The organism is Aquimarina aggregata, assembly GCF_001632745.1.
GTDB lineage: Bacteria > Bacteroidota > Bacteroidia > Flavobacteriales > Flavobacteriaceae > Aquimarina > Aquimarina aggregata.
The window spans coordinates 392,823-410,114 of the sequence record NZ_LQRT01000024.1; the positions used below are offsets into that span (position 1 = coordinate 392,823).

At 34.1% G+C, this 17,292-nt stretch carries 11 protein-coding genes; 10 read left to right on the top strand and 1 reads right to left on the bottom strand.

Annotated elements, in window-relative coordinates:
- Nucleotides 1–69 precede the first annotated feature (69 nt).
- The 5 genes from AWE51_RS16915 to AWE51_RS16935 all read left to right on the top strand — a co-directional run bounded on the left by AWE51_RS16915 (nucleotide 70) and on the right by AWE51_RS16935 (nucleotide 11,417).
- Nucleotides 70–1,863 carry a DUF4270 domain-containing protein gene (locus AWE51_RS16915; protein ID WP_082832486.1) on the top strand — a complete coding sequence of 598 codons (1,794 nt, stop codon included), beginning with the start codon at nucleotides 70–72 and terminating at the stop codon, nucleotides 1,861–1,863.
- Between the two features lie 26 nt (nucleotides 1,864–1,889).
- Entirely contained in the window at nucleotides 1,890–3,737 is a 1,848-nt protein-coding gene (gene glmS, locus AWE51_RS16920; RefSeq protein WP_066315701.1) for a glutamine--fructose-6-phosphate transaminase (isomerizing), read from the top strand.
- 391 nt (nucleotides 3,738–4,128) lie between these two features.
- On the top strand, nucleotides 4,129–6,870 hold the full coding sequence (locus AWE51_RS16925; protein ID WP_066315703.1) for a TonB-dependent receptor: 2,742 nt from the start codon (nucleotides 4,129–4,131) through the stop codon (nucleotides 6,868–6,870).
- A 225-nt stretch (nucleotides 6,871–7,095) separates the two neighbouring features.
- Nucleotides 7,096–9,855, top strand: coding sequence for a TonB-dependent receptor (locus AWE51_RS16930; protein WP_066315706.1), 2,760 nt, complete (start codon nucleotides 7,096–7,098; stop codon nucleotides 9,853–9,855).
- 35 nt (nucleotides 9,856–9,890) lie between these two features.
- Nucleotides 9,891–11,417, top strand: coding sequence for an SGNH/GDSL hydrolase family protein (locus AWE51_RS16935; RefSeq protein WP_066315709.1), 1,527 nt, complete (start codon nucleotides 9,891–9,893; stop codon nucleotides 11,415–11,417).
- A 79-nt stretch (nucleotides 11,418–11,496) separates the two neighbouring features.
- Here the strand turns inward: AWE51_RS16935 and AWE51_RS16940 are convergent, their stop codons facing one another.
- Nucleotides 11,497–12,744 carry a sterol desaturase family protein gene (locus AWE51_RS16940; protein ID WP_066315716.1) on the bottom strand — a complete coding sequence of 416 codons (1,248 nt, stop codon included), beginning with the start codon at nucleotides 12,742–12,744 and terminating at the stop codon, nucleotides 11,497–11,499.
- A gap of 104 nt (nucleotides 12,745–12,848) precedes the next feature.
- Between AWE51_RS16940 and AWE51_RS16945 the strand changes: the two genes are divergently transcribed.
- The 5 genes from AWE51_RS16945 to AWE51_RS16965 all read left to right on the top strand — a co-directional run bounded on the left by AWE51_RS16945 (nucleotide 12,849) and on the right by AWE51_RS16965 (nucleotide 17,272).
- Nucleotides 12,849–13,490, top strand: a complete 642-nt coding sequence (locus tag AWE51_RS16945) for a TetR/AcrR family transcriptional regulator (protein WP_066315718.1) — start codon at nucleotides 12,849–12,851, stop codon at nucleotides 13,488–13,490.
- An 11-nt stretch (nucleotides 13,491–13,501) separates the two neighbouring features.
- Entirely contained in the window at nucleotides 13,502–14,293 is a 792-nt protein-coding gene (locus tag AWE51_RS16950; RefSeq protein WP_082832487.1) for a class II aldolase/adducin family protein, read from the top strand.
- 32 nt (nucleotides 14,294–14,325) lie between these two features.
- Entirely contained in the window at nucleotides 14,326–15,171 is an 846-nt protein-coding gene (locus AWE51_RS16955; RefSeq protein ID WP_066315720.1) for a bile acid:sodium symporter family protein, read from the top strand.
- A gap of 227 nt (nucleotides 15,172–15,398) precedes the next feature.
- Complete coding sequence (gene atpD, locus AWE51_RS16960) at nucleotides 15,399–16,907, top strand: F0F1 ATP synthase subunit beta (RefSeq protein ID WP_066315722.1); 1,509 nt, start codon at nucleotides 15,399–15,401, stop codon at nucleotides 16,905–16,907.
- 86 nt (nucleotides 16,908–16,993) lie between these two features.
- A complete protein-coding gene (locus AWE51_RS16965) occupies nucleotides 16,994–17,272 on the top strand; it encodes a F0F1 ATP synthase subunit epsilon (RefSeq protein ID WP_066315724.1) in 279 nt (92 codons plus the stop codon).
- Nucleotides 17,273–17,292: the final 20 nt, after the last annotated feature.

Below are 17,292 nucleotides of genomic sequence, written 5' to 3' on the forward strand. Positions count from 1 at the left end.
ATGAGCTACTATGCTTATAAATTTTGATATAAATTCTATCTGTAGAGTAAGAACAACAGATATAAATTAATGAAATTGATGAACGCTTTAATTAGAATAACAACAATTGTTGTTGTTATATGTACTTTTTTATCTTGTGATGATGATTTTAATTCGGTTGGTAGCGAAGTTATAGGAGGAATAAATTTTGAAGATCGACAATATATAGCAAGACCAGTAGCGTATAGCAAAAAGTTTGATAGAGTTCAAACAGGAAACTTGACATATACTCAGAATACTCAACCAATTAATCATGCTAGATTATTGGGAGTGTATAATGACCCGGTTTACGGTCAGACTACATATGGGATTTTATCTCAACTTATCCCAAGCCAGTTTAATCCACAGTTTGGGAATAATCCTGTTTTAGATAGTGTGGTTGTGAGTATACCGTACATAAGTACAAGAACAGAAACAAGACAAGTTGATGTTACACTTACTCAACCTGATGGTACTACTGTTGATGTCACAGAAAATGAGACTGTCTATACCTTAGATTCTATATATCAAAGCAATCCTTTTAAATTATCAATTTATCAATCAAATTATTTTTTAAGAGATTTTGATCCTGCTACAAACGATAGACAGATATACTATTCTAATGATATAGAGAGTTTTGGTGCCGCAGTTGAAGGGACTTTATTATATAGTAATGATAATTTTGTGCCATCTGCATCAGAGGTAATTACTACCGTTCCTGATGATGGTGGTAGCGATGATAATACAGCACCTGATAGAACTAGAATACCGCCTCAATTAAGAGTGGCATTTAAAGATGATCCTACTGTTGCCGGTAACCCGGGAAAAGTTGTTTTAGACAGTTTTAAAGCACAATTTTTAGATAAAGAAGATGGTATAGAGTTAAGTAATCAAGATAATTTCAATAACTTTTTTAGAGGTATTTACCTCAAAGCTGAAGCTGTAAGTGATTCTGGTAATTTACTATATTTGAATTCTCAGGGTATCACTTTTACACTACATTATACAAATGATGGGGCTAATGATAGCGATGGTAATCCGACAAGGGATGAGGAAGTACTTACTTTAACATTTGGCGGTACTATTGTTAATGATATTAGAACAGATTTTGAACCCACTATAGCCGAAGAGTTAAAATCAGAAAATCAGGATAAAGTTAATGGAGAAGAAAAGCTATATCTTAAAGGAGGAGATGGCTCATATGCAGTACTTGATCTGTTTAATAAATATGTAGAAACAGATGCTGATGGTGATTTTGTGTTAGATCAGGATGGAGGACCTGTTTTTATTGATAACCCTACAGACGCTCAAAAGGTAAAGACAGAACTGGATTTTTTAAGAAGTAGAGATTGGTTGATAAATGATGCAAGTTTTAAATTCTATATAGATCAAGATGCACTTAATATTAATGATCCTGAATTAGAACCAGAGAGAATTTATATTTTTAATCTAGAGACAGGAGCAATTATAGCAGATTATACTCTAGATGTCACTTTTAGATTAGTAGATTTTAATACACCATTAAATTCTATACCTAATCATTTAGGTAGAATTACTAGAGATTCTGATGATGCAGGAGATTTTTATAGAATAAGAATTACACAACATATCATTAATCTTTTAAATGATAATGATCTTGATAATATTAAATTTGGTGTTTGTATCTCACAAAATGTAAACGCAGTTACAAGTGTCGTAGGAGACACAGCAACAAATATAGATGAGATTATCCCTACCTCATCCATAGTTTCTCATGAAGGAACAATTCTTTTTGGTAATGGAGCAGGTGTTCCCGAAGCAAAAAGTTTAAAACTTGATATTTTTTATACAGAGTCTAAAAACTAACTAAATTAACCGGAAAAAAATAAATCATGTGTGGAATAGTAGGATATATAGGTCATAGAGAAGCCTATCCAATTGTTTTAAAAGGATTAAAAAGATTGGAGTATAGAGGGTATGATTCAGCAGGAATTGCTCTTTATGATGGTAATGAGATTAAATTGTCAAAAACCAAAGGTAAAGTTGTTGATCTAGAAGAAAGACTAGTTAAAGAAATACCAACAAAAGGTAATATTGGGATAGGTCATACTCGATGGGCAACACATGGTGTTCCTAATGATGTGAATTCACATCCTCACTATTCTAATTCAGGTAATCTAGTAATTATTCATAATGGTATTATCGAGAATTATGAATCACTTCGTAAAGAGTTGTCTAATAGAGGGTATTCGTTTACTTCAGAAACAGATACAGAGGTATTAGTTAACTTAATAGAAGATGTTAAAACTAAAGAAAATGTCAAGCTAGGAAAAGCTGTTCAAATAGCTTTGAATCAGACTGTAGGAGCTTATGCAATTGCTGTTTTTGATAAAGAAAAGCCAGATGAAATTGTAGTAGCAAGACTAGGAAGTCCTTTGGCTATAGGCGTTGGAGAGGATGAGTTTTTTATTGCTTCTGATGCTTCGCCATTTTTAGAATACACAAATAATGCTATATACCTTGAAGATGGGGAAATGGCAATTGTTAGAAGAGATAAAAAAGTAAAGGTAAGGAAGATAAAAGATGATAGCATTATAGAACCATATCTTCAGGAGCTACAGATCAACCTTGAGCAAATAGAAAAAGGTGGATATGACCATTTTATGCTTAAAGAGATTTATGAACAACCTAATGCGATTAGTGATACCTACAGAGGTAGAATGAGAGTTGCAGAAGGTATTATTAAAATGGCGGGTATCGATGATAATTTAGCAAAACTTCTTAATGCTAAACGTATTATTATTATTGCCTGCGGAACTTCATGGCATGCAGGTCTAGTTGCAGAATATATTTTTGAAGAATTAGTAAGACTTCCTGTTGAAGTAGAATATGCTTCAGAATTTAGATATCGAAACCCTGTTATTCATCAAGATGATGTTGTTATAGCAATATCTCAAAGTGGTGAAACTGCAGATACCATGGCAGCGATAAAACTAGCCAAAGAAAATGGAGCTTTTGTTTTTGGGGTTTGTAATGTGGTTGGATCATCTATATCTAGAGAAACGCATGCAGGAGCCTACACTCATGCTGGACCTGAAATAGGAGTAGCTTCAACAAAAGCATTTACAACACAAATCACAATTCTTTCATTAATTGCTTTAAAATTAGCAGAGAGAAAAGGAACAATATCAAATAGCAATTTCCATTACTATTTGCAAGAACTTGAAAGAATACCTGAAAAAGTAAAACTAGCCTTAGAATCGAATGAGCATATTAAGGATATCGCTAGAACATATAAAGATGCAAAGAATTTCTTGTATTTAGGAAGAGGGTACAATTTTCCAGTTGCATTAGAAGGAGCATTAAAGCTAAAAGAGATTTCCTATATTCATGCAGAAGGTTACCCTGCTGCAGAAATGAAACATGGGCCGATTGCTCTTATAGATGAGCAAATGCCTGTAGTGGTTATTGCTACTAAAAAAGGTCATTACGAGAAAGTAGTTAGTAATATTCAAGAAATCAAATCTCGAAAAGGAAAGATTATAGGTATAGTTACAGAAGGAGATGTTACCGTAAAAGGATTGGCAGATCATGTGATCGAAATACCAGAAACTGAAGAATTTTTGACGCCACTACTTTCAACAATACCATTACAGTTATTATCTTATCATATAGCCGTAATGTTAGACAAGAATGTTGATCAACCTAGAAACTTGGCAAAATCTGTAACGGTTGAATAAAAGTATCTTGCTTCTTTAGAAAAACGTTGAAAACCGCCTTTTTGGCGGTTTTTCTTTATATATAAATAGATTTTGTTGCTTTTTATAGGTGTTTTTATTCGTTTAAATAGATAAGTTTAGATATGTTGGATTAATTGATGTTTTTTGAAATATTTTTCCTAAATTTAAATACATGCCTATTAGTCAGTTACTTACGTAAAATTAAGGTTTAAAGAAAACTTAATTTTTTATAATTACCTTAACATTTATAATCGCTAAACAACATTTTTTAACGTTAAAAAGCAATTTAACTTTGTTTTTAATCAAAAAATTGTACTTTTGCATCCCAATTGTGAAATTTCTTGTGCATGCATAAGAAAACAATCGACTTAAATAAATTAAGAATCTACTTATGAAAACAATTACACTAGTTCTAATGTTTTTGGTCAGTACCATAGGCATCTCACAGAATGTAATCACTGGTCGGGTTATTGATGGCTTCGATGCACCAATTCCAGGCGTTAGTATTACAATAAAAGGGACATCAATTTCTACAATCTCAGATTTTGATGGAAATTTTACGTTAACATCAGACAAAGACTACCCTATTACTTTAGAGGCTAGCAGTATTGGTTTTGATCCCACTACGTATGAAGTTACTTCAGCAGGACAAGACATTACAATTGTCTTAGAAGACATTACTTTTTTAGATGAATTAGTAATTTCTGCATCTAGAGCGCCAGAAAGATTATTTGAATCACCTGTAAGTATCGAGAGATTTGGTGCAAAAGAAATTAAGAATACGGCTTCTGCAGATTTTTATGGCGGTCTTGAAAATTTAAAAGGTGTTGATATTAATACCAATAGTTTAACATTAAAGTCAATTAACACTAGAGGTTTTGCAACTTTTGCGAATACAAGATTTGTACAATTAGTTGATGGTATTGATAATACAGCACCAGCACTTAATTTTGTGTTAGGAAACCTTATTGGTATGAGTGAATTAGATGTGCAAAGTGTAGAATTACTACCTGGAGCATCTTCGGCCTTATATGGTGCGAATGCATTTAACGGGATACTATTTATGAATAGTAGAAACCCATTCGATCATCAAGGAATTAGTGCTTATGCAAAAAGTGGTATTACTTCTCAAGATGCTGCAGGAGATAATGAGTTTTATGATGTAGGTGTAAGAATAGCACATGCTTTTTCAGATAAGTTCGCTGCCAAAGTAAATTTATCTATATTAAAAGGTACTGACTGGGTTGCTGCAGATAAACAAGATTTAAGAAACCCAAATTCTACAAGAGAAAATGATCCTGGTTATGATGGAGTGAATGTATATGGAGATGTTGTTGCACAAACCTTAGACAGAGTTGGAGCGCAATTGGTACAAAATAACTTATTAACTCCAGCTCAGGCAAGCTTATTACCAAATACTTTGGTAAGTAGAACTGGTTATAATGAAGCAGACCTTAACGAAAATGATGCTGAGAGTTTAAAATTTGATGCAGCTTTACACTATAGACCGTTTGCAAATGATTTTGAAGTTATTTATAACGGAAGGTTTGGTAGAGGTACTACTGTTACTCAAGATGCCAATAGAACTTCATTAAGAAATTTCTTTTCACAACAACATAAATTAGAAGTTAAAAATGATAACTTCTTTGTAAGAGGGTATGTGACCGCTTCTGATGCAGGAGATTCATATGATATTCGTTTTACAGGTATAAATGTTAACAGAGCATGGAAAAGTGACAATCAGTGGTTCGCAGAATATGCAGGAGCTTATCTTGCAGCTTTAGGCGCTACTGGATCAGAAGAACAAGCTCATGTTGCTGCTAGACAAGTAGCAGAAACTGGACGTTTAATTCCAGGGACTCCTGAATTTAACGCAGCTTTTGATGCGGTAACAGCAAATCCTGATTTAACAGAAGGATCTAGAGTGAAAGATGAATCACAATTTACACATGCAGACGCCAATTATAATTTTAGTCATATTACTGGTGAGTTTGCAGATATTCAAGTGGGTGGTTCTGTTAGAGAATATAAACTAAATTCTTTTGGTACTGTTTTTACTGATGCCGATGGACCTATTAAGTATTCAGAATTTGGGGTATATACTCAAGTTCAAAAGAAATTGTTAGATGATAGATTAAAAATTACTGGATCTGTTCGTTATGATAAGTCTCAGTTATTTGACGGTAATTTCTCTCCAAGATTTTCTGTTGGATATACTTTAGGAGCTAACAGAAATCGTAACCTTCGTGCATCTATACAAACAGGTTTTAGAAACCCAACTACCCAAGATTTATATATTGGTTTAGATATCGGAGCAAATGCTTTACTTGGTTCTGCACCTGATAACCTTGATAGATATGTTATCCAAGACCCTTCTGGTAACCAAATTACAGGAAGAGATGCTTACGAGAATTCTTTCTCGGCTAGATCTGTGCTCGAAGGAAATCCTGTAGCAGCAGATATTGATATTGTAAAGCCTGAAAAAATTACGGCTTACGAAGTTGGATATAGAGCACAATTTGGATCTGTTGTTTTAGATGGTAGTGTGTACTATAACCAATATGAAGACTTTATTGCTAATGAAAGTGTAATAGTTCCAGGTGTAGGTAGAGTAAATGGTACACCAGCTGAACAAGCTGCTGCTGCTGCTGCTGCTGCAAATATTCAGACTAGAAAAATATTTACAGCTTCTACTAATTCTGATGTGGATATTAGCTCTTATGGTTTTATCGCAGGTGTAACAACTCAAGTTAAAGGTTTTGACTTAGGAGTGAATTATACTTTTGCTGAACAAGACTTTGATCAAAGTAAAGATCCTGATTTTGTGAGTAGCTTTAATACGCCTAAACATAAGGTAAAAGCAACATTTGGTAAAGAAGAGTTGTTTAAGAATTTTGGTTTTAATGTGAGCGGAAGATGGAGTGACGAATACCTTTGGGAATCAGATTTCGGAACAGGAATGATACCTTCTTTTACTGTTGTTGATGCACAAATTAACTATGCTATTCCTAAGCTTAAAACTAAACTAAAAATTGGAGCTAATAATATTACTGGAGAAGAGTACTTTACGGCTATTGGCTCTGGATTTATTGGTTCTCAGTACTATATAGGTTTGATTATAAATAATCTATAAGAAAAATAGTATCATTAAAATATTTTAAGCCTGTTTGATTTTTATCAGACAGGCTTTTTTATTCCACTCTTTAAAAAATCTTAAACAAATTTACTGCTAATATCCACATTAACAATACTGCTAATTTATGCTTGTTAATGATGTAAAAACACAAAGATTTGGCTATTTTATTAAATAATTCCTAAAAAAACGTATATTGTTCTTATAATTATAAAATAAAGGGGTATGAGAACAATTACATTAGCAATAATGCTGATAGTAAGTAGTATTACTACTGCACAAACAACAGTTAAGGGGAAGGTTGTGGATGATAATAATCAACCAATCCCTGGAACTAATATTAAAGTACAAGGGTCTGCTGTGGGTACGGTTACGGACTTTGATGGGTTATTTTCCCTAACAGTTGATCAATCACCTCCCTTCACTCTTCTAGTTAGTAGTGTGGGATTCGAAGCAAATACCATAACAATATCGTCTGATACATCTGATATAACAATTACTCTTAAAGAAGGTACAGAGTTAGACGAAGTGGTAATTTCAGCATCAAGAACACCAGAACGTATTTTTGAGTCACCAGTGAGTGTTGAGCGTTTTGGAATCAAGCAAATAAAAAATACCCCAGCTGCTGATTTCTACGATGGTTTAGAGAATCTAAAAGGAGTTGATATTAATACCAATAGTTTAACCTTTAAGTCAATAAATACAAGAGGGTTTACCACATTTGCAAATAACCGTTTTGTTCAATTAGTAGATGGTATGGATAACTCTTCTCCAGCACTGAATTTTGTTTTGGGGAATCTTTTAGGTATCACAGAGTTGGATGTAAATAGTATTGAACTATTACCAGGTGCTTCTTCGGCCTTATATGGGGCTAATGCATTTAATGGGATTTTATTTATGACCAGTAAAAACCCATTTGATCATACAGGAATTAGTGCATATTTTAAAGGGGGTATAACCTCTCAAGATGTTGCGGGTGATAATGAGTTCTATGATTATGGAATCAGACTTGCCCATAAATTTTCTGATAAATTTGCTGCAAAAGTAAATTTCTCCTATTTAAGAGGTACAGATTGGGCTGCATCAAGTACAGTTAATGTTTTAAACCCAGCTACTGATCGTACAGATCCTGCTTATGATGGACTTAATGTTTATGGTGATGAGGTAAGTACAAATATAAGAGGTGTTGGGCAGGCGCTAGTAAACGCCGGTATATTACCAGCAGGAGCTCAAAACTTATTGCCTGATGAAGATGTAAGTAGGACTGGATATAATGAATTAGATTTAAATGCCAATAGGGCAGAAAGTGTTAAGTTTGATGCAGCACTACATTATAGGCCTTTCGCCAATGATTTTGAAATCATTTATCAAGCAAAAGTAGGTAGAGGAACTACTATTTATCAGGGTGCAAATAGATATTCTATTAAGAATTTTTTCTTACAACAACATAAACTAGAATTTAAAAACAACAATTTTTTTGTTAGAGGATACTTTACCGATGAAGATGCGGGAGATTCCTATGATACTCGTTTTACAGGTATAAATATTAATAGAAGTTGGAAAGATGATAACACTTGGTTTGGAGAATATGCAGGAGCTTTTGCCACTGCTAGCTTACAAGGAGTGCTCCCAGAACAAGCACATGCTATTGCTAGACAAACTGCAGATACAGGAAGATTAATTCCTGGAACAGCAGAATTTGCTAGTGCTTTTAATCAAGTGATAAATGACCCAAACTTAGCTACAGGTTCTAAGTTTCAGGATGCTACACAATTAAAACATGCAGATGTTAACTATAATTTTAGTCACTTAACAGCTGATTTTGCAGACATTCAGGTCGGAGGATCTTTCAGAGAATATAAATTAAATTCTTCAGGTACAATTTTTACTGATTTTGATGGTCCTATTCGATATTCAGAATTTGGGATATATACGCAGTTGCAAAAAAAATTAGCTGATGAACGATTAAAAATAACAGCGTCTGTACGTTATGATAAAGCTGAATTATTTGATGGTAACTTATCACCAAGGGTTTCTGTAGGGTACACAGTAGGCGAAAATAGAAATCATAATTTACGTGCTTCTGTACAAACTGGATTTAGAAACCCAACAACTCAAGATTTATATATAGGATTAGATGTTGGAAGAGCAATATTAGTAGGTTCTGCACCGGATAATTTAGATAGAGACGTAAGGGTGTTTGATGATGTTAGTGGAGCGGGTCAAACTATTATAGGAGGTAATAGTGTTACCATAACTGGTAGAGCCGCTTATGAAAATGCTTTTTCAGTGACCTCTGTAGCAAATGGTGCACCCGAAGCTGCAAGTTCGCAAATTGTACAACCCGAAAAAGTAACAGCTTTCGAGGTAGGATATAGAGGAAAACTCAAAAAATTTATTGTTGATGTTAGCGGGTATTATAACCAATACAAAGACTTTATTTCTACAGAGAATGTGATCGTACCATATTACGGTCAAGTTGGTGATAATGCACTATCGTTACTAGCCCTTCAAAATAGAGATTTCACGGTGTATCAAGCGTACACGAATTCTGATGTAGATATTACTTCTTTTGGTGTTACAGCAGGAGTGGATACTAAAATTGCAGGTTTTAATATAGGAGTAAATTATACCTATGCCGAACAAGATTTTGATAAAGCTAGAGATCCGGATTTTCAAACAAACTTTAACACTCCAAAACACAAAGTAAAAGCATCTTTCGGAAAAGCAGACCTTTTTAATAATTTTGGATTTAATACAAGTTATAGATGGAGTGATGATTATTTCTGGGAAGCACCTTTTGAAAATGGAGATGTGCCATCTTTTTCTGTAATAGATGCACAAATAAGTTATAAGATTCCAAAATTGAAGACTTCTCTTAAAGCAGGTGCAACCAATATAGGTGGAGATGAATACTTTACTGCCTTTGGTACAGGACTCATAGGTTCTCAATACTATATTGGCTTAACTATAAACAATTTATAGTAATTAATTAGAAATGTACAATTAAAACAAAACAGATGAATACTCAATATAAATGGTTATTACCGCTATTAATTTTTGGATTTCTTGCATGTGATTCTGATGATGATACTCCAGAAACAGAAAATCAAGTTCCGATCACTTCTGGATCGGCTGATTTTTCGACATTTGTGGCTTTAGGAAATTCGTTGACAGCGGGATTTACAGATAATGCCCTATTTATTGCTGGACAAGAGAATTCTATGCCAAATATTTTAGCACAGCAATTTGCTTTGGCAGGTGGTGGTGAATTTAAACAGCCTTTAATGAATGATAATATAGGTGGATTGTTATTAGGTGGAAATCAAATACAGGGACCTAGACTTTATTTTTATAGTGATCCAGATCCGGCTCCTCCTAGCTTATCGGGTCCAACTCCATTGGGAGTTACTCCACCTACTGATCTTGAACCAGAAAAACCCACCACAGAAGTAACAAGTACATTATCGGGATCATTTAATAATATGGGAATTCCGGGTGCAAAAAGTTTTCATTTATTGGCACCGGGATATGGTAGTATTCCAGGAGTGGCTATGGGAACAGCAAACCCTTATTTTGCGAGAATTGCTTCTGGTGGAACGGCCACGGTGTTAGGAGACGCAATGGCACAAAACCCAACTTTTTTCTCTCTTTGGATTGGTAACAATGATGTTTTAGGATATGCCTTATCTGGAGGGGATGGAACAGATCCTATAACAGATATTGGGATGTTTACAGATGCATATAATGGACTTATTGCAACACTCACCTCAGGAAGTGCAAAAGGTGTTGCATTTAATATTCCTGATGTAACTTCTATTGCTCATTTTACGACTGTTCCACATAATCCAGTTCCTTTAGATGCTGCTACGGCTGCAGCCGTAAATGCCGCATATGCTAATTATAATGCAGGTATTGTAGGGGCATTTGCTTTTTTAGTAGGTAATGGAGCTATTACTCAAGAAAATGCTGATTTAGAAATAGCTAAAAGAACAATTACTTTTTCAGAAGGTGAAGGTAATGCTGTTGTAATTTTTGATGAAAATTTAACCAACTTAACGGGAATCAATATGCAATTAGTGAGTATAAGACAAGCTACTGCAGAGGACCTGTTGGTATTGCCGGCTAGTAGTTTTATAGGAACACTTGCCGATCCAAATAATCCTTTGTCTGTAAATGGAGTCGCGTTGCCTTTAGAAGATAAATGGGTATTAACGCCAGAAGAACAACAAGAAATCGCTACTGCCACAGAGCAATTTAATGGAGTTATTAATGCTGCAGTTCAGGGAGCTGGTTTAGCTTTTGTAAATGCAAATGAACTTTTAGATCAGGTTTCTGCAGGTGGATTGCAGTTTGATGAGTTTTTAATACAGGGAAATTTAGTTTTTGGAGGATTATTTTCTCTTGATGGAGTACATCCTACAGCAAGAGGGTATGCATTCTTGGCTAATAAAGCGGCAGAAGCTATTAATACAACTTATGGCTCTAATTTACCTATGGTTAAAGCAGCCGACTACCCCACTTTTTACTCGGCAATGCTTCAGTAAATAACTTAAAAAATAATACAAGATGCCTTCGTTTTCGAGGGCATTTTTTTATTGGTACAATAGATTGTTAGATAAGATCTTAATTGTTTTTTTCAAAAAATTGAAAGTAGATGGAAAATAATAATGATGCTACAATGTATATGCCTATAATATAAGTCCCTCTGCTAAATAGAGTGTCAATATAAAACCATCCACCATATAGTTTGATAAAATATGCTCCAAGTAGGGTTTTTACTATTTCGGCATATAGTGCGATATTGTGTTTGTCCATCAATGAGGTATAGGCAAATATTGAAATGGCTAGAAATGCAGCATAGTATAAGATTTGAGTAAATTCTAAATCGCCAACACTAATCAATAGATGATACATTAGTGTTGTCGTAATAACAAGTTGTGTCCACGACCATAGTTTTAATAGTAAGGAGTTGTTGGTTTCGTATTTTTTCCTGTTGTAGGGATTTGTGGTAACTAGAATCGGATATGTTTCTTTTATATCCTCGGGTCTCCAACCTGTAGGCATGAACCATATTTTGATTTTATCCAACCAGTTTTTGGTACGCCAAGCATCTTTTAGGATGCCCCAAAAATGCATAAAATTAATCAAGAAAGGATTCCAAGTGTTAACTGGTTTTTTAACGCCATATACAGGAGGTTTTTCAGATAACTCTTCTTGAAATGTTCCGAAAATTTTATCCCAAATTATAAAAATTTCAGAATAGTTTTTATCAAGATATTTTGTATTAATAGCGTGATGAACTCTATGATGAGATGGAGTAACAATAATGTATTCAAGTATCCCCATTTTGTTAATTAATTTGGTATGGTACCAGAACTGTGCAAAAAAATGAATAGGAGCGATAAAAGCTACAATGTGAGCAGGAATACCTATTAGTGCAATCGGAATGTATAAAAAGAAATAAATAGAAACGATGGCCGAAACATTCTGACGCAATGCACAAGCCAAATTAAATTCTTCACTACTATGATGAATAATATGTCTATTCCAAAATACATTTATAGTATGATTAAAACGATGAGACCAATATCCTGCAAAATCTAGCCCAATAAACGTTAAAACGTATGTGAGAACTGTAGATTTGATTTGAATAAGGGCTAAGTGATTTACCATCCATTCGTAACTAACAATAATAATGGTAAGACCAATAAGGTTCTTAAGAGTATTAGTAATCCCTGAACTAATACTCGAAATAGTATCCATACCTTGATTGGTTACTACTCCAATATATCGACCAATGAAATATTCTATCAAAATTAAAATGATAAAGCCTGGTATAGCATAGCTTAAAGCTGTAGCATAAGTTTCCATAAAACATGGGTTTATTTAAAAGTACAAAAAATATAATATTAAGAGTTTAGTATGTTTATACTATTATTTATACATAATTAGTATATTTGTACTAATTCGATAATATGTCAAATACTAAATCAGAAATTATAAGGCAATCTGTGACCCTTTTTAACAAAAAAGGATTCTTTAATGTTAGTGTTAAAGATATTGCCGATATAATGAAAATAAGCCCAGGTAATTTAACGTATCATTTCAAAAAAAAGGAAAATTTATTATCCGCTATACAGGAGGAGATATTAAGTAATTCAATAGATGTGATGCCCAAAGATCGGCTTATTACGCTTTCTCATTTTGAAGAAATGTTTCGAAAATTTCATGCAATACAAAAACAGTACAGCTTCTTTTTTCTTGATATCACTTATTTGATAGAAGAATATCCCATGATTATGAATGGGTATAAGGTAGCTACCTCCAAGAGATTTCAAGATGCAAGAAGATTGGTTGATCATTTCATAGCATCAGGCAGACTGATTCCAGAAAGTGATAGGATCGACTATGATATTATAATTCATAATTTATGGATGGTTAGTACATTCTGGAGTACAAGTACATCTATTATTGATAGAAAACATACGTCTGTATCTTATGATTCTCCTATGAATGCACTTTGGGGGACTTTATCACCTTATTTAACAGAAAAAGGATATGCCGAGTATCAAGAAATATTGCTTTTTAAAAAGGCAAAATTGAATATTAATAATTAAAATAAAGTAATATGGCAGTACCAAACCCACCGTTAGAAATGTTTCCCCAAAATACCCCGTTTCCTCCTAAATTTAATGATGCATTACAAGAAAGAGAATATCTAAAGAAGAAGTTAACAGGTGCTTTTAGAATTTTTGGAAAGTTTGGATTTTCTGAAGGTGTTGCTGGACATATAACAGTAAGAGATCCTAAACATAAAGACCATTTTTGGGTAAATCCTTTTGGATTATCATTTAATTTAATTACTCCTGCAGATTTGTTGTTGGTTAATCATAAAGGTGATGTTGTAGAAGGAAACCTGCCACTTAATAAAGCAGCTTTTGCCATTCATTCTCAAATACATGAAGCTAGACCTGATGTAGTAGCCGCAGCCCATGCGCATTCTGTTTATGGTAAGACGTTTTCAGCTCTAGGTCAAGAATTATTACCCATTACTCAAGATGCATGTGCTTTTTATAAAGACCATACGCTTTTTAATGATTATTCTGGTATTGTAAATGAATTAGAAGAAGGCAAGAGAATTGCAGCTGCACTTGGTGATACTAAAGCAGCGATATTACAAAATCATGGCTTGATAACCGTAGGGCACTCTGTAGATGAGGCGGCATGGTGGTTCATTACTATGGAAAGAACATGTCAAGCTCAACTATTAGCTATGCAAACAGGCGAAAAATTAATTGAAATAGACCATGAGGTTGCAATGAAAACAAGAGCCGAACTTGGTTTCCCATTGGCAGGATACTTTCAATTTCAACCCATGTGGCAAGATATAAGTGTGGCCTTAGATTTTATTAGAGTATAAATATGATTTTGAATTATAAATAGTAACAGTACATGAATGAGACCGGAACTATAATTATTGCAGTATCCTTAATGATCATAATGTTTGGGATGGGATTATCTCTTACTGTTAATGACTTTAAAAGAATTGTAAAGAGTCCTAAAGCTATTGCTATAGGGTTAGTAAATCAATTGCTGTTTTTGCCTATCATAGGGTATGTATTAGTTTCGGTATTGGATCTTGAACCAGAAATAGCTATTGGTATAATGATTTTGGCTGCTTGTCCTGGAGGTGCGACTTCAAATGTTATAGCTCATTTAGCAAAAGGAGATACCGCATTATCTGTTTCTCTTACAGCAATATCAAGTGTTATTACCATAATTACAATACCTTTTATTGTTCAATTTGCATTAGAAGAATTTTTAGGAGAAGCAGAAAAAGTTGTTCTTAATGTTCCCCAAATGATAACACAATTACTGTTTATTGTCATTGTGCCAGTTTTTATTGGAATGTTTATTCGTGCAAAAGCAGAAAATTTTGCGGTTAAAATGGGTAAACCTGTGCGAATAGCATCGGTGGTGCTTTTGGTATTTATTACTACAGCCTTATTTGTTAAGGAAAGTCATAATATCATCCCTTATTTTAAGCAAGCTGGATTACCTACAATCTTGTTAAATGTGTTGAGTATGGTATTAGGGTATACTACTGCATATGTTCTTAAACTAAGAAAACCTCAAGCCATAAGTATTGCAGTAGAGTCTGGTGTCCAAAATTCTGCATTGGCAATTACAATTGCTGTAGTCACATTACAAAACACTTCTTTTGGTATTGCAGGAGCTATCTATACGTTAGTAATGTATTTGGCAGGCTTTGCTATTATACTGTTTGGGCGAAAATAATTTTGCAGTTGTAAGACGTAGACCGCTGTTATATTGTTTTACAGTATTTTGCCTATAAAAACGACTTACAAAAGCTTGTATTTTTCCTCTTAAAAAAAACAAAACAAAAGGCGCTATTTTTTTATTTTAAAAGACTATATTTGCAGCCTGAAAAAGGGAAGTATTTTTAGTTATAGAATTTTAATCTTTTTCATATAGTTAAATACTAAACATTAAATAGTTAGATAATGTCTAAAGTTACGGGTAAAGTATCTCAAATTGTAGGTCCGGTTATCGATGTAGAATTCGCAGCTGGTTCCGAATTACCAAAAATTTACGATTCATTAGAAATTAATAAAACAGACGGTGGTAAAATAGTATTAGAAGTACAATCTCATATTGGAGAAGATACTGTTCGTACTATAGCCATGGACTCCAGTGACGGATTAAGCAGAGGAATGGAAGTTGTTGCGACAGGAGCTGCAATCCAAATGCCAATAGGTGGAGATGTATACGGACGTCTATTTAATGTAATCGGAGATGCGATTGATGGTCTTGGTGAACTTCCAAAAGCAGGAAAAGATGGTCTTCCAATTCACCGTCAAGCTCCAAAGTTTGAAGATTTATCAACTTCTACAGAGGTTTTATTTACAGGTATTAAAGTAATTGATCTTGTTGAGCCATATGCAAAAGGTGGAAAGATTGGATTATTTGGTGGTGCCGGAGTAGGTAAAACAGTATTGATACAAGAGTTGATTAACAATATTGCAAAAGGTCACGGTGGTCTTTCTGTATTCGCAGGAGTAGGAGAAAGAACTCGTGAAGGAAATGATCTTTTACGTGAGATGTTAGAGTCAGGAATTATCAAATATGGTGATGACTTTATGCATTCTATGGAAGAAGGAGGATGGGATCTTTCTAAAGTAGATAAAGAAGTAATGAAAGAGTCTAAAGCTACTTTCGTATTTGGACAGATGAATGAGCCTCCTGGGGCACGTGCACGTGTTGCACTTTCAGGTCTTACTATTGCAGAATATTTCCGTGATGGAGCTGGAGATGGACAAGGAAAAGATGTGCTTTTCTTCGTAGATAATATCTTCCGTTTTACGCAAGCAGGTTCTGAGGTGTCAGCACTTCTAGGGCGTATGCCATCTGCAGTAGGATACCAACCTACGCTAGCAACAGAGATGGGTGTGATGCAAGAACGTATTACTTCTACTAAGAAAGGATCTATTACATCTGTACAAGCGGTTTATGTACCTGCAGATGATTTAACTGATCCAGCACCAGCAACTACATTTGCTCACTTAGATGCAACAACAGTATTATCTCGTAAAATTGCAGAGCTTGGTATCTATCCAGCGGTAGATCCTCTAGATTCTACATCAAGAATTCTTACAGCTGATATTTTAGGTGATGAGCATTACAACTGTGCACAACGTGTTAAAGAGCTATTACAACGATATAAAGAACTACAGGATATTATTGCCATCCTAGGTATGGAAGAATTATCTGAAGATGATAAACTAGCGGTAGGACGTGCACGTCGTGTTCAACGTTTCTTATCACAACCTTTCCACGTTGCAGAACAATTTACAGGTATCCCAGGATGTTTAGTAGATATTAAAGAGACTATTAAAGGATTTAATATGATTATGGATGGTGAATTAGATCACCTACCGGAAGCAGCATTTAACCTTAAAGGATCTATCGAAGAAGCTATCGAAGCTGGTGAGAAAATGTTGGCTGAAGCATAAATAGTACTGAGAAATTAGTTTTTAATGAGATCAATTGGTTGCTCATTATAATCAAACTAACGACTCAATACTCAATACTAAAAGATATGTATTTAGAAATAGTAACTCCAGAAGCAGTATTATTTAGTGGCGAAGTAACATCGGTTGCTGTGCCAGGTGTAGATGGAGAATTTCAAATGTTGGATAATCACGCACCTATTATATCATTACTGGCAAAAGGTAATGTAAAGGTGTATGGAGATATGAATTTAGAGGAAGAAGTAGCAGACAAATTCACCAAAGGTGAAAATGGCGAAACTTTACTTCCTATCAATTCTGGAGCTATCGAAATGAAAGATAATAAAGTAATAGTATTAGCTGATTAGCAAATTATATTATTTTAAAA